Origin of the sequence: Streptomyces sp. NPDC005483 (genome assembly GCF_040606035.1) — a bacterium.
GTDB lineage: Bacteria > Actinomycetota > Actinomycetes > Streptomycetales > Streptomycetaceae > Streptomyces.
Map to the genome: position 1 here is coordinate 134,667 of NZ_JBEXEA010000019.1, position 19,453 is coordinate 154,119.

Annotated in this window: 16 protein-coding genes and 1 pseudogene; 4 read left to right on the plus strand and 13 right to left on the minus strand. The window is 71.3% G+C overall.

Annotated features, from left to right (window positions below):
- Positions 1-211: 211 nt before the first annotated feature.
- The 9 genes from ABZT06_RS32335 to ABZT06_RS32375 all read right to left on the minus strand — a co-directional run bounded on the left by ABZT06_RS32335 (position 212) and on the right by ABZT06_RS32375 (position 9,951).
- Positions 212-1,015, minus strand: a complete 804-nt coding sequence (locus ABZT06_RS32335; RefSeq protein ID WP_355748888.1) for an HAD family hydrolase — start codon at positions 1,013-1,015, stop codon at positions 212-214.
- The gene (serS, locus tag ABZT06_RS32340) at positions 1,012-2,289 is read right to left on the minus strand and encodes a serine--tRNA ligase (protein WP_355748891.1); all 1,278 of its coding nucleotides are present in this window, start codon (positions 2,287-2,289) and stop codon (positions 1,012-1,014) included. The genes ABZT06_RS32335 and serS overlap by 4 nt, the downstream gene beginning before the upstream one ends.
- 531 nt (positions 2,290-2,820) lie before the next feature.
- Positions 2,821-3,753: a prephenate dehydratase gene (gene pheA / locus ABZT06_RS32345; RefSeq protein ID WP_355748894.1), complete on the minus strand. Its 933-nt coding sequence runs from the start codon at positions 3,751-3,753 to the stop codon at positions 2,821-2,823.
- A gap of 68 nt (positions 3,754-3,821) precedes the next feature.
- Positions 3,822-5,099, minus strand: a complete 1,278-nt coding sequence (gene efeB / locus ABZT06_RS32350; protein WP_355748897.1) for an iron uptake transporter deferrochelatase/peroxidase subunit — start codon at positions 5,097-5,099, stop codon at positions 3,822-3,824.
- A 7-nt stretch (positions 5,100-5,106) separates the two neighbouring features.
- Positions 5,107-7,080, minus strand: coding sequence for a copper resistance protein CopC (locus ABZT06_RS32355; RefSeq protein WP_355748901.1), 1,974 nt, complete (start codon positions 7,078-7,080; stop codon positions 5,107-5,109).
- A gap of 13 nt (positions 7,081-7,093) precedes the next feature.
- Complete coding sequence (locus ABZT06_RS32360; RefSeq protein ID WP_355748904.1) at positions 7,094-7,546, minus strand: copper chaperone PCu(A)C; 453 nt, start codon at positions 7,544-7,546, stop codon at positions 7,094-7,096.
- Positions 7,543-8,199 (minus strand): SCO family protein, encoded by a 657-nt coding sequence (locus ABZT06_RS32365; protein ID WP_355748907.1) that lies wholly within the window; start codon positions 8,197-8,199, stop codon positions 7,543-7,545. The genes ABZT06_RS32360 and ABZT06_RS32365 overlap by 4 nt, the downstream gene beginning before the upstream one ends.
- Positions 8,200-8,275: 76 nt before the next feature.
- The gene (locus ABZT06_RS32370; protein WP_355748910.1) at positions 8,276-9,004 is read right to left on the minus strand and encodes a YcnI family protein; all 729 of its coding nucleotides are present in this window, start codon (positions 9,002-9,004) and stop codon (positions 8,276-8,278) included.
- A 125-nt stretch (positions 9,005-9,129) separates the two neighbouring features.
- Entirely contained in the window at positions 9,130-9,951 is an 822-nt protein-coding gene (locus ABZT06_RS32375) for a hypothetical protein (RefSeq protein ID WP_355748913.1), read from the minus strand.
- A 230-nt stretch (positions 9,952-10,181) separates the two neighbouring features.
- On the opposite strand from ABZT06_RS32375, the gene ABZT06_RS32380 reads away from it, so the two are divergent.
- The 3 genes from ABZT06_RS32380 to ABZT06_RS32390 all read left to right on the plus strand — a co-directional run bounded on the left by ABZT06_RS32380 (position 10,182) and on the right by ABZT06_RS32390 (position 12,511).
- The gene (locus ABZT06_RS32380; protein ID WP_355748916.1) at positions 10,182-10,622 is read left to right on the plus strand and encodes an ATP-binding protein; all 441 of its coding nucleotides are present in this window, start codon (positions 10,182-10,184) and stop codon (positions 10,620-10,622) included.
- A 98-nt stretch (positions 10,623-10,720) separates the two neighbouring features.
- Positions 10,721-11,668, plus strand: a complete 948-nt coding sequence (locus ABZT06_RS32385) for an intradiol ring-cleavage dioxygenase (RefSeq protein ID WP_355748919.1) — start codon at positions 10,721-10,723, stop codon at positions 11,666-11,668.
- A 9-nt stretch (positions 11,669-11,677) separates the two neighbouring features.
- Positions 11,678-12,511, plus strand: a complete 834-nt coding sequence (locus ABZT06_RS32390) for a triphosphoribosyl-dephospho-CoA synthase (protein ID WP_355748922.1) — start codon at positions 11,678-11,680, stop codon at positions 12,509-12,511.
- 24 nt (positions 12,512-12,535) lie between these two features.
- Here ABZT06_RS32390 and ABZT06_RS32395 read toward each other — a convergent pair whose 3' ends face one another.
- The 4 genes and pseudogenes from ABZT06_RS32395 to ABZT06_RS32410 all read right to left on the minus strand — a co-directional run bounded on the left by ABZT06_RS32395 (position 12,536) and on the right by ABZT06_RS32410 (position 18,326).
- Positions 12,536-13,783 (minus strand): MFS transporter, encoded by a 1,248-nt coding sequence (locus ABZT06_RS32395; RefSeq protein WP_355748925.1) that lies wholly within the window; start codon positions 13,781-13,783, stop codon positions 12,536-12,538.
- A gap of 10 nt (positions 13,784-13,793) precedes the next feature.
- A pseudogene (locus tag ABZT06_RS32400) lies at positions 13,794-15,178 on the minus strand (PLP-dependent aminotransferase family protein).
- Between the two features lie 87 nt (positions 15,179-15,265).
- A complete protein-coding gene (locus ABZT06_RS32405; RefSeq protein ID WP_355748928.1) occupies positions 15,266-16,732 on the minus strand; it encodes an aminopeptidase P family protein in 1,467 nt (488 codons plus the stop codon).
- A gap of 82 nt (positions 16,733-16,814) precedes the next feature.
- Positions 16,815-18,326: a PP2C family protein-serine/threonine phosphatase gene (locus ABZT06_RS32410; protein WP_355748931.1), complete on the minus strand. Its 1,512-nt coding sequence runs from the start codon at positions 18,324-18,326 to the stop codon at positions 16,815-16,817.
- Positions 18,327-18,779: 453 nt separating this feature from the next.
- Between ABZT06_RS32410 and ABZT06_RS32415 the strand changes: the two genes are divergently transcribed.
- Positions 18,780-19,445, plus strand: coding sequence for a bifunctional DNA primase/polymerase (locus tag ABZT06_RS32415; protein WP_355748934.1), 666 nt, complete (start codon positions 18,780-18,782; stop codon positions 19,443-19,445).
- The last annotated feature ends 8 nt before the right edge of the window (positions 19,446-19,453 follow it).

Genomic DNA, 19,453 nt, shown 5'->3' on the forward strand with positions numbered 1-19,453 from the left:
CCGGTGACCGGCTCGTACCGGCCGACGACTGGATCGAGACCGGCGAGCAGGCCGTCGCCGTCAGGGCCAGGGTCGAGGAGCGCGGCGGTGGGTGGCCGGGTGCAGCGTGCACGGTGACCAGCTCGGCCCCGGCCTCGAAGCGGCAGTGGGACCGGTACACGCGCTGCCGGCCTTCGACGAACTCCCCGCCCGGCGGGACGGCCCGTAGCCGTCAGCCGAGCAACCGCTCCAGCACCAGCGCGATCCCGTCCTCCTCGTTGGAGGACGTCACCTCGTCGGCCACCGCCTTGAGTTCCTCGTGCGCGTCCGCCATCGCCACGCCGTAGGACGCCCAGGCGAACATCGGGATGTCGTTGGGCATGTCGCCGAAGGCGATCGTGTCCGCGGCCTTCAGCCCCAGGCGGCGGGCGGCCAGGGAGAGGCCGGTCGCCTTCGACAGACCCAGCGGGAGCAGCTCGACGATGCCCTCGCCCGCCATCGCGACCGTGACGAAGCCGCCGGCGGCCCGCTGGGCGGCCTGGGCCAGTTCGTCGTCCGACAGCGTCGGATGCTGTACGTAGATCTTGCTCAGCGGGGCCGCCCACAGGTCCGCGACGTCGGTGAGCGGAATCGACGGCAGCGTGCCGGTCACCGCGTATCCCGCGCCGACCAGCACCTCCCCTTCCAACCCGTCCCGGCTCGCCGCCAGGTACAGCGGGCCGACCTCCGCCTCGATCTTCGCCAGGGCCACACCCGCCAGCTGCCGGTCCAGCGTCACCGACGTCAGCAGACGGTGCTCGCCGGCGTCGTACACCTGCGCGCCCTGCCCGCAGACCGCGAGACCGTCGTAACCGAGGTCGTCGAGGATGTGCCGGGTCCAGGGGACCCCGCGTCCCGTCACCACGATGTGGGCGGCGCCCGCCGCGGTGGCCGCGGCGAGCGCGTCACGGGTGCGCCGGGTGACCGACTCGTCGGAGCGCAGGAGCGTCCCGTCGAGGTCGGTCGCGATCAGCCGGTACGGAAAGCCGCTGCTCACTTGGCGACCGGCTCCAGCAGCTCCCGGCCGCCCAGGTACGGACGCAGCACCTCGGGCACCCGCACCGAGCCGTCGGCCAGCTGGTGGTTCTCCAGGATCGCCACGATCGTGCGCGGTACGGCGCACAGCGTGCCGTTGAGCGTCGCCAGCGGCTGGACCTTCTTGCCGTCGCGCATACGGACGGACAGGCGGCGGGCCTGGAAGCCGTCGCAGTTGGAGGCCGAGGTCAGCTCGCGGTACTTGCCCTGGGTCGGGATCCACGCCTCGCAGTCGTACTTGCGCGAGGCGGAGGCGCCGAGGTCGCCCGAGGCCACGTCGATGACCTGGAAGGGCAGCTCGAGGCCGGTGAGCCACTGCTTCTCCCAGTCCAGGAGCCGCTTGTGCTCGTTCTCGGCGTCCTCCGGGGCGACGTACGAGAACATCTCGACCTTGTCGAACTGGTGCACGCGGAAGATGCCCCGGGTGTCCTTGCCGTAGGTGCCGGCCTCGCGGCGGAAGCACGGCGAGAAGCCGGCGTAGCGCAGCGGCAGCTGGTCGGCGTCGAGGATCTCGTCCATGTGGTACGCGGCGAGAGGGACCTCGGAGGTGCCGACCAGGTAGAAGTCGTCCTTCTCCAGGTGGTAGACGTTCTCCGCGGCCTGGCCGAGGAAGCCGGTGCCCTCCATGGCGCGCGGGCGGACCAGCGCCGGGGTCAGCATCGGCGTGAAGCCGGCCTCGGTGGCCTGTGCGATCGCCGCGTTGACGAGCGCGAGCTCCAGGAGCGCGCCGACGCCGGTCAGGTAGTAGAAGCGCGAGCCGGACACCTTGGCGCCGCGCTCGACGTCGATGGCGCCCAGCGCCTCGCCGAGCTCCAGGTGGTCCTTGGGCTCGAAGCCCTCGGCGCCGAAGTCGCGGATGGTGCCGTGCGTCTCCAGGACGACGAAGTCCTCCTCGCCGCCGACGGGGACGTCGGGGTGGACGAGGTTGCCGAGCTGGAGGAGGAGGCGCTTGGTCTCCTCGTCGGCCTCGTGCTGCTCGGCGTCGGCCGCCTTGACGTCGGCGGCGAGCTGACCCGTCTTCCGCAGCAGCTCGGCCTTCTCGTCCCCGGTGGCCTTGGGGATGAGCTTGCCGAGCGACTTCTGCTCGGAACGCAGCTCGTCGAAGCGGACGCCGGACGACCTGCGCCGCTCGTCGGCAGACAGGAGGGCGTCGACGAGGGCGACGTCCTCTCCACGGGCGCGCTGGGAGGCGCGCACTCGGTCGGGGTCCTCACGGAGCAGGCGAAGGTCAATCACGCGGTCAAGGCTACCGGTGCGGGGATACGGCCCACGACTCACATTCCCAGCCGTACCGAATCATGTCTTACGTTCCGTTATGGGTGAATTGCGGAGGGTGTCAATTAAAGGCACCCCCCGGTCCCCGGGACGAGGCATGCGCGGGGAGTGGGGTTGACTCGACTCCCTTGCGGAGGGCTGGACTTGGCGCGGGGTTGTCCACAGAAATCCACACCCCTCGAAAAGTTATCCACAGGGTGTGCGGGGGATCTGTGGATTTCGGAATTGATCACTCCGAAACCTGGGGATCACACCGAGGATTCCCTTCACAAACCCGCATTTACCCCTACATTCGAGTGGAAAGTGGTCACTCCAAGGGGTTACTCAAGGGAAAAGAATGGACGAAGGGTGATGTGCGCTCTCGTGAACGGCGGAGCGGCCTGTAGGCCGATTTGTCGACAGGGTCGTGCTTTGGTGTCGACTTGTCCCCAGGTCGAGATGCGCACCTGTGGATAACTTCTGTGGATAACTAAAATCTGCAGGTAGGACAGGTCAGAATCGCCCGTCCTGGCATCGGGCAACCCAGTCCGAGGCCGCCATGAACTCCTCGTCGGAGGTGCCGGGGAGCGGCGCCCGCAGGTCCACCAGTTCCTTGTTCGCACGTGGGTACGAACCGAGGAAACGCACCTCGTGGCAGATCCGCTTCAGCCCCATCAGCGCCTCCGCCACCCGGCGGTCGGTGATGTGGCCCTCGGCGTCGATGCAGAAGCAGTAGTTGCCGATGCCCGCGCCCGTGGGCCGGGACTGGAGCAGCATCAGGTTGATACCGCGGGCTGCGAACTCTCCGAGCAGGTCGCGCAGTCCGCCGGGGTGGTCGTCGCGCTGCCACAGCACGACGGAGGTCTTGTCGGCGCCGGTCGGGGCGGCGGGCCGGGCCGGACGGCCGACCAGCACGAACCGCGTCTGCGCGTTCTCGGCGTCGTGGATCCCGGTCTCCAGCGCCTCGAGGCCGTACCGGGCGGCCGCGAACTCGCCGGCGAAGGCCGCGTCGTACTGGCCGTCCTGGACGAGTCGGGCCGCGTCCGCGTTCGAGGCGGCCGACTCCCAGTGGACGTCCGGGAGGTGCTTCTTCAGCCAGTTGCGCACCTGCGGCTGGGCGGCCGGGTGCGCGGAGACCGTCTTGATGTCCGCGAGTTTGGTGCCCGGCCTGACCAGCAGGGCGAAGGTGATCGACAGCAGCACCTCGCGGTAGATCATCAGCGGGGCGCCCGCGACCAGTTCGTCGAGGGTGGTGGTGATGCCGCCCTCGACGGAGTTCTCGATCGGCACGAACGCGGCCTCGGCCTCACCGGCGCGCACCGCGTCCAGCGCGGACTGCACCGACACATAGGGGATCAGCTCACGGGTCGCCGCCTCGGGAAGCGTCCGCAGCGCGACTTCGGTGAAGGTGCCCTCAGGGCCGAGATACGCATAGCTCGCTGGCATGACCTCACCCTAATGGCCCTTGTGGAGGGGGGCCCGCGTGTCTCACGACCGGGTGAACCCGCGTGACCTCACCCCTCCAGCAGCCGCTGCCCCACGTACTCCCCCTGCGCCGCGCCGCCCGGTACCGCGAACAGACCGCTGGACTCGTGCCGGATGTACTGGGAGAGCGCGTCCCCGCGGTCGAGCTTGCGCTGGAGCGGGACGAAGCCGCGCAGCGGGTCCGCCTGCCAGCAGACGAACAGCAGCCCCGCGTCCGGTGCCCCGTCGGCGTCGATGCCGTCGTGGTACGAGAACGGGCGGCGCAGGATGGCCGCGCCGCCGTTCTGGTCGGGCCGGGTGATCCGGGCGTGCGCGTTGACCGGCACCACCAGAGTCCCCTGGGCGTCCGTCTTCTCCAGGTCCATCGCGGTCGTCTCGGTGCCCCCGGACAGCGCCGCGCCGTTCGCCTTGCGGCGCCCGATGACGGCCTCCTGGGCTCCGAGCGACAGCTTCTCCCAGTCGTCCAGCAGCATCCGGATCCGTCGTACGACCGCATAGGAGCCGTTCGCCATCCACGCGGGCGTGCCGGATTCCGGGACGAAGAGGCGCTGGTCGAAGTCGGGCTCGCTCGGCTTCGGATTGCGTGTGCCGTCCAGCTGGCCCATGAGGTTGCGGGCCGTCATGGGGTGGGCCGTGGCTCCCGGCGTGCGGTTGAAGCCGTTCATCTGCCAGCGCACCTTCGCCGCGCTGCCCGCGTCCTTCTGAACCGCGCGCAGGGCGTGGAAGGCGACCAGGGCGTCGTCGGCGCCGATCTGCACCCACAGGTCGCCGTTGCTGCGGGCCTTGTCGAGCAGGTCGGAGGAGAAGTCGGGCAGGGGGTCGAGGGCGACGGGGCGCTGCTTCTCCAGCCCGGTGCGGGAGAAGAAGCTGTGGCCGAAGCCGAAGGTCAGGGTCAGGGAGGAGGGCCCGGCGTCGCGGGCCACATCCGTGTCGTGGGATCCAGCAACCTCCCCCGCCATCAGCCGCCGAGCCGTCTCCGACCAGCGACGCAGCAGCGCGGTGGCCTCCTTGCGGCCGGCGCCGGCCGCCAGGTCGAAGGCGACGAGATGGCCGCAGGCCTGGAGGCCCTCGGTGATGCCGGGCTGATGTTTCCCGTGAAACATCACCTCGTCGCTGCCGATCGAGGTCAGGGGAGTCGCCGCGGCGGGGGCGGCGGCGTACCCCGCGGCCCCGCCGGCGGCTCCGAGGACGAGCCCGGTGGCGCCGGCGGTGCCGAGCAGGGCCCGGCGGGAGATGCCCTCCCGCGAAGAGGGGCTCTCCTGCGCCGGGGCGCCTTCGTCGACGACGGGGAGAGACTGTTCAGCCATGGTGCGGTCAGCCGATCTGCGCGTTCTTGGAGACGGTCGTCTGGTCGATGTCGGAGGTCCGCACGGTCACGGCGACCTTCCAGTCGCCCGCCATGGGGATCTGCACGTTGCTCGCCGACCAGTGGCCCGTGGTGATGCGGTCGGGGGTGACGGCCAGCGGTCCGATCTTCTTGGCCTCCAGGGTGAGGGCGACCTTCACCTCGGGAATGTCGAAGGCCCGGCCGTTGGTCCGCTGGACGTAGACGTGCATCTCGTTGCCGCCCACGCGCGCGGGGTCGAAGTCGACCGTCACGACACCCTTGCCGTCCGTGCCGCCGGTGTCGAAGGACATGTCCAGCGTCACCGCCCCGGACCCGGCCGTCGAGGAAGAGGAGGGAGAGGAGGAGGAAGCGGACTGGGCCGCCTTGGCGTCCTCCTCGGTACGGCCGGGCTCGGTCTGCGTCAGCACGGTCGTGACCGCCAGCAGGACGACCGCGACCCCCGCCTCGGCGAGCACCGAGCGGCGCAGCCCGAACCGGTTCGGATCGGCGTCCCGCGTGCGCTTCTGCCGCGCGGTGTCCATCGCGGCCTGCTGCCGGGCGAGCTGAGCGGCCCGCTTGGAGTCACCGGAGGTCTTGGAACCGGTCCCCTTCGAACCGGCCCCCTTCGAACCGGAGCCCTTGCCATCGGCAGCCTTCGCGGCATCGCTCCCCTTGGCACCCCCTGCCTTCGCGGCCACCCGCTCCTTCTGAGGCGCCCGCTTGCCCTGCCGTACGACGGTGTCCGCGAGCTGCGCCGTCCACCGCCGCGAGATGAACGCGACGCCGACCATCAGCGCCACCAGCCCGATCTTGACCAGCAGCAGCTGCCCGTACCGGGTCCCGGTGAACGCCGACCAGGAGCCGAGCTGCCGCCAGGACTGGTAGACGCCGGTCGCGACCAGCGCGACCACGCTGCCGAAGGCGACCTGCGAGAACCGTCGTACGGCGGTCGACTCGATCGGCGCGTCGGAGCGGTACAGCGCGACGAGCAGCGCGGTCAGTCCGCCGAGCCAGGTGGCGACGGCCAGCAGGTGGACGACGTCGACGGGCATCGCGATGCCCGCCTGGAGACCGACGGAGGCGTGCTCGGCCATCGCCCAGCTCGCCGCGAGCCCGGCCGCGACGACGGTCCCGCCGATCGCGAGCCCGAAGGTGAGGTCGCGCTTCTCCTCGTCCTCGCGCTTGTCGTAGGCCCCGAAGAGCACGGAGATGAACAGGGCCGCCGCCGCGAGCAGCAGCAGCCGGGAGACCAGGGCCGCGCCCGCTTTGGTCTGGAGCACGTTCCCGAGCAGGTCCAGGTCGAAGATGTCCCCGACCTTCCCGGAGCCCGTGTAGGAGCCGCGCAGCAGGAGTAGCAGCAGGGTGGCCGAGGTGAGCGTGAGCCAGCCGCCGACGACGAGCCGCTGCATGGGCCGCACTCCGGCGCCGCGCTGCCAGCAGCCGAGCACGAAGGCGGCGCCGCCGACCAGGACGATGAAGCCGGCGTACGACATGTACCGCCCGAAGCCGTACAGCCAGCCGACGACCCCGCCGCCCGTCGTGTCCCCGGAGACGGAGACGGAGGTGGTCGAGGGGGCGCCGATCGAGAAGGTGAAGGCGCCGGCGACGGGATGGCTGTCGGCGGAGACGACCTGGTAGGTGACGGTGTAGGTGCCGTCGGGCAGGCCGCTGTGGAGTTTCACGCCGTACGTCGTGCCGTCGGCCTCGAACGGCTTGCCCTGCTGGACGGCCTTGCCCTTGGGGTCGAGGACGCGCAGCGAGTCGTCCGACAGGGCGACCTTCTCGGAGAAGGTCAGCGAGACCTGGTCGGGCGCCTTGTCGACCACCACCCCCTGCTGGGGGTCGCTGCCGGTGAGCGCGGCGTGCGCGGAGGCAGGGCCGGCCGTGGTCAGCAGCAGGCCACACGCGGCCAGGAGCAGCAGTACCAGGGTCCGGACGCGGGGGGCGATGGTCTGCGTCAAGGTGATCCCTCCCTCAGTGTCCGGTCTTCGGGACGTAGGTCGCCGACTTCACCGGCATCTTCACGACGACGGGGTCGGACTTGGCGAAGTGCAGTTCGACGGTGACCGTCTGGCCCTGCTTCGGAGTCTGCTTCAGCTTGTCGAACATCAGATGGTTGGCGCCGCTTTTGAACACGAGTTGACCGTGGGCCGGGACGGAGAGGCGGGAGACCTCCTCCATCGCGCCGCCGGTGGTCTCGTGCATGGTGACTTCGCCGTCGTCGCTGGTGACCGAGGTCAGCTCGTCCTTCGACGAGCCGGAGTTGGCGATGGTCAGGAACCCGGCGGCCATGTCGGCGGAGACGGGCTGCGGGATGTAGGCGCCGGAGACGGTGAGGCCTCCCGAGGAGCCCTCGGAATCCGAGCAGCCGGCCAGCAGCAGGGCTGCCCCCGTCAGTACGGCGAGGCCGGTGGAAGAACGTTTCATGGGTTCTGCCCCTTGATGATCTTGGGCAGGTCCTTGGTGTAGTCGTCGACGGTGGCGTCCTCGCCGTACAGGACGTACCCCGCGTCGGTCCTGGGGGAGAAGGCGACGACCTGGGTGCCGTGCACCGAGACGGTCTTGCCGGTCTTCTTGTCCTTGTGGGTCGGCTCGATGGAGATGCCGAGGGTGCGGGCGCTCGCCTGGATGGTGGCGAAGTCGCCGGTCAGGCCCACGAAGGTGGTGTCGATGCCCTTGAGCCACTTGCCGAGCTCGGCGGGGGTGTCGCGGGCCGGGTCGGTGGTGACGAACACGACGGTCAGCTTGTCCTGCTCGGACTTGGGCAGCTGCTTCTTCGCGACGGCGATGTTGTTCATCGTCAGCGGGCAGATGTCGGGGCAGTGGGTGTAGCCGAAGTAGACCAGCGTCGGCTTGCCCTTGGTCTCCTTGCGGAGGTCGTACTTCTCGCCCTTGGTGTCGGTGAGGACCAGGTCCGGCTTCTCGAACGGCTGATCGAGGACGGTGGCCGCCTTGTCGGAGCCGGCCTCCTCCGAGACCACGGAGACGGGCGAGGAGCTGTCGTCACCGCTGCCGCAGGCGGAGAGGGTCAGAGTGGCGGCGGCGACCAGCGCGGCCGCGGCGAACGTCTTCTTGCGCATATCGAAATGCCCCAGATGTAAGAATTTCGGTGCGCGCCGGGGTCGTACAACCCCGGCGCGCCTCCCGCGGAACAGGTCAGGCGTCGCTGCGCCGGCGGCCGGCGAGCACGCCGTAGGCCACGCCCAGCGCGCCGACGACGATGCCGACCACGCCGAGGACACGGGCGGTGGTGTCACTGCTGTCACCGTCGGTGGTCGCGGCGGCGTTCTCGGTCTTGGCGTCCGCCTCCTCGGCGGCCGACGAGCCGTGGTGTCCGTCCTCGGAGGCCGCGGACAGCGCGAGCACGGGAGCCGGCGTCTCGGGCTCCTCCGCGCCGTCCTCCTGGACCTCGATCCAGCGCACGACCTCCTTGTTGGAGTACGTCTGGATCGCCTTGAAGACCAGTTCATCGGCGTCCTCGGGCAGGGCCCCGACGGAGACCGGGAACTTCTCGAAGTAGCCGGGCTGGATGCCGCTGTCCTTGCCGGTGGCGGTCCAGGTGACCTTGGAGACGGCCTCGGTGATCTGCTCGCCGTGCAGCTCGAGGGGCTTGGCCAGCTTCGACTTGGTGACCTGGATCTTCCAGCCGGCCATCGGCTCCGGCATGACCGAGGCCAGCGGGTGGTCGGCCGGGAAGGCGACCTCGAGCTTGGTGGTGGAGGCGTTGTCGCGCTCGTTGGGGACCTTGAAGTCCACGACCGCGTAACCGCCCTTGGCGGCGGTGCCCTCGGCGGCCACGCTGACGTGCGCGAACGCGGGTGAGGACAGGACGACGACAGCGGTGGCGGCGACGGCACCAGTGGCGGCGAGACGAGAAGCCTTCATGAAGAGCACTCCGCTTCGAAAGGGATTCCGGTGAAGAGGGATACGCGTGCGCACACGCGCGTGCCGCACGACGGCGGCCCCCCATGTCCAGGTCCCTCGGGAAGTGGAGTGGTGGTCGCGTCGCTTCAGGCGGCGAGAACGAGTGCGGTGGCGGCCGGCGGGCCGCGCCTGATCACCGTGTGCTGGAGTGCCGCGGTACGCGGTCGGGGTGGTGCCAGTGACGCCGCCGGCAGGGCGCGCGGTCCGGCGTCGGGAGCCCCCGGCAGCCCCGCGCGCAGGGCCCGCACCAGCGCGAGCGCCCCGCGCAGGGACCGTACGAGCGCCGCTTCCGCGACCGCATGCGCCGAGCAGGTGGACAGTTCGGCCAGCCGCAGCAGCGCAAGGTCCCCGCGCCGCAGCAGCCACCCGGCGGCGACGGCCGCCAGGACGTGCCCGAGGACCATCGGCAGGGACGGCCAGACGGAGGAGGAGCCGGTCATGGCGTCCGCGGAGTGGTGCACCGCGGTCGTGCCCGCGCCGGGAGAGAGCCGGGCGTCGGTGAGGAGCTTCTGGGCCTGCGCCGGGCTGATCGCCGCGGCGGTGGTCCCGCACAGCAGGCGCGCGGCCTGCTGGACCAGTGCGGTGTCGGACGCCTGCTGAGCCGAGGGCATCGACGACATCGACGACATCGCCGTCGTGCCGTGCTGCCCGAGCCCGAACAGCACATGCAGCGCGGTCTGTCCGACCGCGAGCAGCGTTGCGATCCCCGCCAGCGAGCGTTCGCGCCCGGCAAGAGGTGCCACGACGAGAACGGCCCCGAGGAAGCCCGCGGCGAGCGTCCACAGCGGAACCGTGGCGCAGGAGGCGATCGAGTGACCGGCCGCGGCCAGCACGACGCAGACCGCGGCGAACACCGCGGCCCGCAGTACCCGGAGATCCCCTCCGGGGCGCGCGTGGGGGGCAGTCATGGCGGGCTCATCATCGCACTGGGCTTATGAGCGCCATACGGCAGGTCCACAAGATGACGTACGGGGCATACGACCGGAAGGTCACTTCCGACCCGAGCTGCCCCACATACACCGTCCGTTGCTCCGGATGTATCCCCCATATGGGCGGCATCACGTCAACGATGTGCTTACACCGGGGCACGCGCGGCAATACGTAACGGTATGTCGAGCCGCGGCCGGGAGGCTGGAGCATGAGCATCTGGTGGTCACTCCATTTGCGGCGCGAGGCTGCGAGCGTTCCGCTCGCCCGGCGTCTGCTGCTCGGCACCATGGAGACCGCGGGCGTCGACCCGGACGTCTCCTACGATCTCTCCCTCGCCCTCAGCGAGGCATGCGCCAACGCCGTGGAGCACGGCGGGGAGAGCGGCCCGCAGGACTCCTCGGCGGCCTACCGGGTCACCGCCTACCTCGACGGCGAGAAGTGCCGTATCGAAGTCACCGACTCCGGCCCGGGCTTCCCGCCCGTGCGGCCCCGCCTCACCCCCGTGGAGGCGGAGAACGGCCGCGGCCTCTGTCTCATCCACGAACTCGCCGACCACGTCCAGATCGGCAACAAGCCGGGCCGCGGCGCCGTGGTGAGCTTCGACAAGATCCTCAAGTGGCGGGAGGACGCACCGCTGATGGCGGTGTGAACCGCGGAACCGAGGAATTCAGCGTTTTTTCAGCATCCTCAGGTCTCGCACAGCGTCCCCTCACGGTCCTGACGGACAGCATTCCTACGGTCCCGGTCATGACGGGAAACCACAGGAACTCCAGCATCACCCGGCGCCGCGCCCTCGCGGTGACCGGCGGGACGGTGGCGGCCGGCGGGCTCGCCGCGGCCGGGTACCAGTCGGCCTTCGCCGACACCACCGAAACAACAGATGCCACAGGCACCGCCGAGGCGACGGCCACCGGCGCCTGCATGACGCTCATGTCGAGCGTCACCGAAGGGCCGTACTACCTCGACGGCGCGCTGGTCAGAAAGGACATCACCGAGGGCAAGAGCGGTGTCCCGCTGACGCTGCGGCTGACCGTCGTGGACGCCACCGACGGCTGCACCCCGGTCAAGGGCGCGGCCGTGGAGATCTGGCACTGCGACGCCTGGGGCTACTACTCCGGCTACACGACCGCCAACCCCGGCGGCTCCGCGCCCGCGGAGAGCGAGGACGGCTCGACCGCGAACGACAACACCTACCTGCGCGGCTACCAGATCGCGAACGCCAACGGGGTCGTGAAGTTCGAGACGATCTTCCCGGGCTGGTACACCCCGCGCACCTGCCACATCCACGTGAAGGTGCACACCGGCGGCGAGAAGGAGGACGGCAGCTACGAAGGCGGCAAGGTCAACTACACCGGCCAGCTGTTCTTCGACGACACGATCGCCGAGGAGATCTTCGCTCTGGAGCCCTACTCCCGGCACTCCGGCAGCTACACCGTCCTCGACGACGACATGGTCTACGACGGCGGCGGCGCCTCCAGCGGACTGCTCACCCTCAAGGCGGTGCACAAGACAGACCCGTCCAAGGGCTTCAAGGGCTCCCTGGCCCTCGCCATCGACCCGGACGCCGAGAACACGGGCGCGGGCAGCGGCGGTGGCGGCGAGGGAGGCACGCCCCCGAGCGGCGCCCCGACGGGCGAGCCCCCGAGCGGCGCTCCGTCCGAAAGTGCCAGTCCCTCGGCCTCCGCGTCCTCGTAGGGTACGGCCATGAGCAGCCGCGAGGACGAGGCGCTGGCCCTGGCCGCCGTGGACGCGCTGACCGGTCAGCTGGCCCTGGCCCCCAAGCCGGGCCTGCCCGACCCGCGCGACCTCGGAGCCCGCGCCACCCGCAAGGACCACAGTTCCCTGCGCTGGTCGGCCAGGGCACTCGCGCCCGGCCTCGCGGCGATGGCCGCCGCCGCCCGCCGCACCGGCGAGCCCAGTCCCCAACTGCGTGCGGAGCTGGGCGCGATCGGGCGGTGCACCGAGCACTCGGTGGGCCTGGCCGGAGGCGGCCACCGCGGTGCCCTGTGGACCCTGGGTCTGCTGGTCGCCGCGGCGGCCCTGGACCCGGGTGCCCGGTCCGAGGACGTGGCCACGGCCGCCAAGAAGATCGCCGCGCACAGCGACAAGCGGGCCCCGCGCCGCCCCTCCAGAGGCTCCTCGGTGTCCGCGAAGTACGGCGCGGCGGGCGCCCGGGGCGAGGCGCGGGCCGGATTCCCGCACGTACGGCGGGCGTTGGACGCACTGGCCAGGTCCCGCCAGGCGGGTGCCGACGAGACCGAGGCCCGCCTGGACGCCCTGCTCACCGTGATGTCCACCCTCCAGGACACCGAACTCCTCTACACGGCGGGCCCCTTGGGTCTCCGGCACGTCCAGGCGGGCGCCCGCGGGGTCCTGGAAGCGGGCGGCACGACGACGGACGCGGGCCGCGCGGCCCTGCTCGCCCTCGACGCCGACCTATACACGCGCGCGTGGAGCCCTCGCGGCAGCGCGGGGCTGCTCGCGGGGGCGCTGTTCGTGGACGCGCTTCCGGTCAAGGCCGACCCGAGAGCGGCCTGACACCGGTCGTCCGGCGAGCATCGGTCAGTTCGCGAGCGCGGGCGCCTCGACGTCCCTCCCCGGGGCGCCCGTCTCCGGGAGACGGCCCGCGGCCCGCCTGGTCGCCGGTCCCATCGCGTACGACGCCACGAGTGTCGCCCCGCCGAGCAGCAGCCACCCCGGCGTGCCCCACTCCACCAGCAGCGTGGTCAGGACCAGCGGCCCCAGTGTCCGGGCCACCGTCACCCCGGTTCCGAAGAACCCCTGGTACTCGCCGACCCGCTCGGCCGGAGCCAGGTCGAAGGAGAGCTGCCAGGACCCGGCCGACTGCCCCATCTCGGCCACCACCTGCAGCACGGCCCCGACGACCAGCGCGCCCACGGCCACCCACGGCGAGGCCCCCGCCGACAGCGCGAACACCGCGCAGGCCGCCAGCATGACCCACCCCGACCGCCGCACCGCGCGCGTGGCCGACCCGAGCCCGGCCACCCCGCGGGCCATCCGCACCTGGAACACCATCACGGCCCCGGTGTTGAGCACGAACAGCGCGGAGACCAGCCAGGTCGGAGCCGCGGTCCGCTCGGCGATCCACAGCGGAATCCCCAGGCTCAGCAAGGGCATCCGCAGCAGCAGGACGGTGTTCAGCAGGGTGATCACGGCGTACGGCCGGTCGCGCAGCACACCGGACCCGTGAGGCTTGCCCACGGCCCCGCGCGGCGCCACCGACGGCAGCCGCAGCAACAGCCCGGCACACACCAGGAAGCTCACCGCGTCCACCGCGAACACCCCGAGGTACGCCGCCCGCGTCCCGGCGTGCAGCGCCAGCCCGCCGAGCCCCGCGCCGACGGCCAGCCCGGCGTTGAGCGTCGCCTGGAGGTGGGCCAGCAGCCCGGTCCGCTCCCCGGCGGACACCAGCCCCGCGAGCAGTGCCTGCCGGGCCGCGGCGAGCCCCGACTGCGCGGAGGCGTAGGCGCAGGCCGCCAGGACGAACGGCACGAAGTCCCGCACCACCAGGAAGGACGCCACCGCCAGCCCCGTGGCCAACGCCAGCAGCACCGCCGTACCGCGCGCCCCGCGCCGGTCCGCGAGCCGGCCGAGCGGCACCCCCACCACCGACCCGACCGCCCACCCGACGGTCAGCCCGAGCCCCACCCGCGCGGGGGCCAGCCCGACGACGTGCGTGAAGTACAGCGCCGACGTCACGTAGTAGGCGCCGTCCCCGACGGAGTTGCTCAACTGGGCGAGCGCCAGGACGCGTTGCGGCCCCGCGGGCGGGACGAGTGAGTTCGTCATGGGGACGACACTAAAAGCGTGGTGGACCGCTCGGCAGACCCAATGAAGGCCTCTGGGAGTGGCCCAATTCCAGCACCCGGACGAGCGCCTCCAGCGCCTCCGGATACGCCCCCTCCCCGGGCGTCCCGTACCCCACGACGAGCCCCTCGCGGGAGTTCGCCGCATGAAAGTGCTCCCGCAGCGATCCCACCGCCAGCCCCTCGACCGCGCGGCCCGCGCCAGCACCGCCGCCTCGTCCCCCACCTCGACCAGGGCATGCAGCCCGGCCGCGATTCCCTGGACCCGCCATCGCGCCCCCAGCCGCTCCACCAGCCGGTCCCTGCGTCGCCGGTACCTGAGCCGGCACGCGCGCACGTGACGGTCGTACGCATGACAGCGGATCAGCTCGGCGAGGGCCAGCTGCCCGAGGGTCTCGGTGCTGTGGTCGCTGTGCAGCTTGGCGTCGGCGACGGGGCCGACGAGGTGCGGCGGCAGCACCATCCAGCCGAGCCGGAGCGCGGGCCCGAGCGTCTTGGACGCCGTCCCCAGGTAGACGACCTGCCCCGGAGCCATCCCCTGGAGCGCCCCGACCGGCTGCCGGTCGTACCGGAACTCCCCGTCGTAGTCGTCCTCGACGACCAGCGCCCCACGCGCGCGTGCCCAGTCGGTCAGCGCCCGCCGCCGGGAGGGGTGCAGCGTCACGCCGGTCGGGTACTGGTGGGCGGGAGTGACGACGACGGCCGCGGGATCCCCGAGCCCGTCGACCTCTACGCCCGACTCGTCGACCGGCACCGGCACCACCCGCCCACCGGCACGTCGTACGACCTCCCGGTGGAAGGGCAGCCCGGGGTCCTCCATGGCGATGGTCCCGCCCTCCAGGACCCGCGTGAGCAGCGCGAGCCCCTGCACGGCCCCGGAGGTGACGACGATCCGCTCGGGCGGGGCGGCGACACCGCGGGTCCGCCCGAGATACTCGGCCAGCGCGGTCCGCAGTTCCATACGTCCCAGGGGGTCGCCGTAGTCGTACGCGGAGACCGGTGCGCGGTCGACGGCCTTACGCAGGGCACGCATCCAGGCGGCGGCCGGGAATGCCCCCACGTCCGGGCTCCCGGGCCGCAGATCGAAGCGAGGCGCACGCGCGCGTACGCCTCTCTCGGCTGGTCTGGCCTCGGCGGACAGCAGCGGAGCGACGACGGTCCCGGCCCCTTGCCGAGCGGTGAGATACCCCTCGGCGATCAACTGGTCATAGGCAGCCTTCACGGTCCCCCGAGAGACCCCCAACTCTTCGGCGAGCCGCCGAGTGGCAGGCAACCGGGCCCCAGGAGTCAACCGACCACAGCGAACGGCATCGCGCAGAGCACGCTCAAGCCCCGCACGACGCCCTTCACCAGGGTGTGGATCCAGATGCAGGTCCACTGCAACCCCCTAGGGGCGCGGGGCTGTATCTATGTGCGGCTCCGCCGCGGGTGCGCGACCAGCCACGACGAACCCGCAGCCGAACGACTAGCCCTTCAGACCCGCCATCCACGCCTCGACCTCATCAGACTGCCGGGGCAGACCGGAAGACAGGTTCCGGTTCCCCTCGGACGTCACCAGGATGTCGTCCTCGATCCGCACCCCGATCCCCCGGTACTCCTCGGGCACGGTCAGGTCATCGGCCTGGAAGTACAGACCGGGCTCGACGGTCAGCACCATCCCCGCCTCGAGGACCCCGTCCACATACGCCTCCACGCGCGCGGCAGCGCAGTCGTGGACGTCCATGCCCAGCATGTGCCCGGTTCCGTGCAGCGTCCACCGCCGCTGGAGCCCCAGCTCCAGCACCCGCTCCACCGGTCCCTCGACAAGACCCCACTCCACGATCCGCTCGGTCAGCACCCGCTGGGCCGCGTCATGGAAGTCCCGGTACTTCGCGCCCGGCTTCACGGCCGCGATCCCGGCCTCCTGGGCGTCGTACACGGCGTCGTAGATCCTCTTCTGGATCTCGCTGAACCGGCCGTTGATCGGCAGTGTGCGCGTCACGTCGGCGGTGTAGTACGTGTGCGTCTCGACCCCGGCGTCGAGGAGCAGCAGATCACCCGAGCGCACCGCCCCGTCGTTGCGCACCCAGTGCAGCGTGCACGCGTGCGGTCCGGCCGCGGCGATCGTGCCGTAGCCGACGTCGTTGCCCTCGACGCGCGCGCGGAGGAAGAACGTGCCCTCGATGTACCGCTCGGAGGTGGCCTCGGCCTTGTCGAGGACCTTCACCACGTCCTCGAAGCCCCGCACCGTCGAGTCGACGGCCTTCTGGAGCTCGCCGATCTCGAACTCGTCCTTGACGAGCCGTGCCTCGGACAGGAAGACCCGCAGCTCCTCGTCCCGCTCGGCGGTGACCTTGTCGGTCAGCGCGGCCTCGATGCCGGCGTCGTAGCCCCGTACGACCCGCACCGGACCGGTGGCCTCGCGCAGCGCGTCCGCCAGCTCGCGCACGTCGGAGACGGGGACGCCGTACAGCTTCTCGGACTCGGTCAGCGAGTGCCGCCGCCCGACCCACAGCTCGCCCTGCCCCGACAGCCAGAACTCACCGTTCTCGCGGTCGGAACGCGGCAGCAGGTACAGCGTGGCGGTGTGGCCGCCGGAGACGGGCTCCAGGACGAGTACGCCGTCCTCGGTCTGGTTGCCCGTGAGGTACGCGTACTCGACGGACGCCCGGAAGGGGTACTCGGTGTCGTTGGAGCGGGTCTTCAGATTGCCCGCGGGGATCACCAGCCGCTCGCCGGGGAAGCGCGCGGAGAGCGCCGCACGGCGGGCCGCGGTCTCGGTGGCCTGCGCGATCGGCTGCAGATCGTGCAGCTCGGTGTCGGCCCAGCCGGACTTCATGCTCTCGGCCAGCTCGTCGGAGACGCCCGGGTACAAACCGTTCTTCCGCTTCTTGATCGGCTCTTCGGACTCATCTTCCGGGGTCGCCGGGGTGAGCTCTTCGGCCACGGTCATCCTCCTACGAAACGGCACTGGACCCCGTCCATCGTACGGTCGTACGGAAGGGGCCCAGGGCCGAAAGACCTGTTACCACGTGCTAATCGAAGTGAGCCGCGAGTAGCACGACGTCCTCCTCCGAGTCCGCCTCGCCCAGCCCGTCCGGCAGCACGGTCCGCAGCACGTGGTCGGCGACGGCGCCGGGGTCACCGCGCAGCGCCTTCGGCACCCCGGCCGCCGCCGCGTGCAGGCGCGCGAAGGCACGGTCGGTGGGGTCGCCGGTGCGGTGCAGCAGCCCGTCGGTGTACAGCAGAACCGTCTCTCCCCGCTCGGCGCTCAGCTCCACGCTCGGCGCCTCCCAGCAGGCGAGCATGCCGAGCGGCGCGGACACGGACGTCTCCACGAACTCGGTGCGCCGCTCGCCGATCAGCAGCGGCGGGCAGTGCCCGGCACCGGCCAGCGTGATCTTTCGGAGCGCGGGCTCGCAGAAGGCGAACAGGGCGGTGGCGGAACGGGCCGGCTCGGTCAGCCGGAGCAGCAGCTCCAGATCGGACAGGACCGCGACCGGGTCCTCGCCCTCCATCACGGCGTACGCCCTCAGGGAGGCTCTGAGCCGGCCCATCGCGGCGATCGCGCTCGGGCCGCTGCCGGTGACGGAACCGACCGCCAGGCCCAGCGCCGCGTCCGGCAGCGGCAGCGCGTCGTACCAGTCGCCGCCGCCGCGCGGGCCGGTGCGGTGCCGGGCGGCGAGCCGGACGCCGGCGACGCGGGGGAGCCGGGACGGCAGCAGCTCCTCGGCCATCGTCGCCAGGCACGCGCGCGTGCGCTCGACCTCGAGGAGCCGGGCCAGGTGCTCGGTGGCGTAGCGGACGTACAGGCCGACGAGGTGGCGCTGGCGCTCGGACGGTTCGGCGGGCTCGTCGTAGAGCCACACGGCGGCACCGAGGCGGCCGGCGTCGTCGGTGGACAGGGGGAGCGCGTAGCAGGCCGCGTACCCGAGGCGGGCGGCCACCTCGCGGTGGCGCGGGTCGAGGCCGTCCTCGGCGAGCAGGTCGGGCTGGGCGATCTCGCCGTCGCCGCCCGGCAGTCCGTCGAGAATGCGGCCGTACGACATCGCGCTGCGCGGCACGGTCTCGATGTGCCCGAGGTCGGCGCGGGCGAGTCCGAGGCCGATGGTGGTGTCGGGGCCGAGGCGGTCGTCCGGTTCGAGGACGACGAGTCCGCGCCGGGCTCCCACGAGGGCCGCTCCGGCGTGCAGGAGTTCCTGGAGGGCCTCGGACAGCGCGTCCGTGCGGGCGAGGCGTTCGGTGAGTTCGTGCAGGGTGGTCAGGTCGGAGACCCAGCCGGCGAGCCGGTCCTGGAGCAGGGCGCCGGGTGCGTTCGGCGCGGGGGCCGAAGAGGTGCCCGGGGCGGCAGGCGCGGGCGCGACAGTGTGTGCGGGTGCGGGAACCGTTGAATCGATTCCAGCCACTTTCGGAGGGTGCGGGGCGTTCATGGCGTCCGGCTTTCCGACCGGTGCGTATTGCTCAAAAGCATCGCAAACCCCCATGTCATTCTGCGCCGCTAGCAGTGTCTCCACATGTACACGCACTCGTGAGGGGATGTCCAGCATTGTCCTGCCGGGATTCCTGGTGTCCGTGGGTAACCGGTGGAGAGCGGGCTGGTGGGCAAAGTTGGCTAAAAACTGCCTCGGGTTAAGGTGTATTGAGGTCGACTGGCCTTGCTCCACAGAGCGTCACAGCGGTCGTGATGGGTACGTACTCGGTAAGGACCAGGGGTGGTTGGACTGTCACCCGGAACCTGGTGACCGACCCGGGCGTCTTAGCCACCGACGATCGAGCCCCATCCTCCCGTGGCGGAGGCGGAGAGAAATACGCGGGACGGCAAAACGCCAGACTTCGCCACCCCCCGCCACGCCCATGCTTTTGATAGACGCAGTATGGGGTTCCCCTTGTCTCGGACAAGGGTGTGATGCGCCAACAGGTACGCACAGTGAAGTGATCGACACATGGTGTGATGTGGTCCACGGTGTTGCCAGCGGTGCAACGGAAAGGAACGAGCGCTCATGCGCGAGATCCTCGGAAGGCGACGCAGGCTCCTGTCCCAGCGCAGCGACGGAAGGCCTGAATTGTTCAGCGCGGCCCTGACCTTCGCGACGGAATGGCAGTGGCCCGTACTCCCGGGTGTGGCACCGGACCCGGAGGGCCGGGCCCGCTGCGGATGTCCCGACCCGGAGTGCACGGTCCCCGGCGCCCATCCCTTCGACCCGGGCCTGCTCGCGGCCACCACGGACGAGCGCATGGTGCGCTGGTGGTGGACCAACCGCCCGGCCGCGCCGATCGTCCTGGCCACCGGCGGCGGCGCCCCCTGCGCGGTCAGCCTGCCGGCCCTCCCGGCCGCCCGCGCCCTGGCCGCGCTCGACCGCCAGGGCATGCGCCTCGGCCCGGTCGTCGCCGCGCCGACCCGCTGGGCGATCCTCGTGAAGCCGTACTCCCTCGAACAACTGGGCGAGCTGCTGTACGCCCAGGACCACGTCCCCGGCTCCCTCCGCTTCCACGGCGAGGGCGGTTACCTCGCCCTGCCCCCGTCCGAGACCGGTCACGGCGACATCACCTGGGAGCGGGCTCCGCTTCCCGGCTCGGCCTCCCCGTGGGTCCCCGACGTCGAGGCCGTGGTGGACGCCGTGGTCGAGGCCCTCACTCGTACGGGTGTGAGCGCACCCGAGTTGTAGGGGTGTCG

What these genes read in the sequence shown, in the direction of transcription:
- pheA (WP_355748894.1), bottom strand. Translation starts at nt 3,753, where the DNA reads ATGCCAGCGAGCTATGCGTATCTCGGCCCTGAGGGCACCTTCACCGAA.
- efeB (WP_355748897.1), bottom strand. Translation starts at nt 5,099, where the DNA reads ATGGCTGAACAGTCTCTCCCCGTCGTCGACGAAGGCGCCCCGGCGCAG.
- ABZT06_RS32360 (WP_355748904.1), bottom strand. Translation starts at nt 7,546, where the DNA reads ATGAAACGTTCTTCCACCGGCCTCGCCGTACTGACGGGGGCAGCCCTG.
- ABZT06_RS32365 (WP_355748907.1), bottom strand. Translation starts at nt 8,199, where the DNA reads ATGCGCAAGAAGACGTTCGCCGCGGCCGCGCTGGTCGCCGCCGCCACT.
- ABZT06_RS32370 (WP_355748910.1), bottom strand. Translation starts at nt 9,004, where the DNA reads ATGAAGGCTTCTCGTCTCGCCGCCACTGGTGCCGTCGCCGCCACCGCT.
- ABZT06_RS32375 (WP_355748913.1), bottom strand. Translation starts at nt 9,951, where the DNA reads ATGACTGCCCCCCACGCGCGCCCCGGAGGGGATCTCCGGGTACTGCGG.
- ABZT06_RS32380 (WP_355748916.1), top strand. Translation starts at nt 10,182, where the DNA reads ATGAGCATCTGGTGGTCACTCCATTTGCGGCGCGAGGCTGCGAGCGTT.
- ABZT06_RS32385 (WP_355748919.1), top strand. Translation starts at nt 10,721, where the DNA reads ATGACGGGAAACCACAGGAACTCCAGCATCACCCGGCGCCGCGCCCTC.
- ABZT06_RS32390 (WP_355748922.1), top strand. Translation starts at nt 11,678, where the DNA reads ATGAGCAGCCGCGAGGACGAGGCGCTGGCCCTGGCCGCCGTGGACGCG.
- ABZT06_RS32395 (WP_355748925.1), bottom strand. Translation starts at nt 13,783, where the DNA reads ATGACGAACTCACTCGTCCCGCCCGCGGGGCCGCAACGCGTCCTGGCG.
- ABZT06_RS32405 (WP_355748928.1), bottom strand. Translation starts at nt 16,732, where the DNA reads ATGACCGTGGCCGAAGAGCTCACCCCGGCGACCCCGGAAGATGAGTCC.
- ABZT06_RS32410 (WP_355748931.1), bottom strand. Translation starts at nt 18,326, where the DNA reads ATGCTGGACATCCCCTCACGAGTGCGTGTACATGTGGAGACACTGCTA.
- ABZT06_RS32415 (WP_355748934.1), top strand. Translation starts at nt 18,780, where the DNA reads ATGCGCGAGATCCTCGGAAGGCGACGCAGGCTCCTGTCCCAGCGCAGC.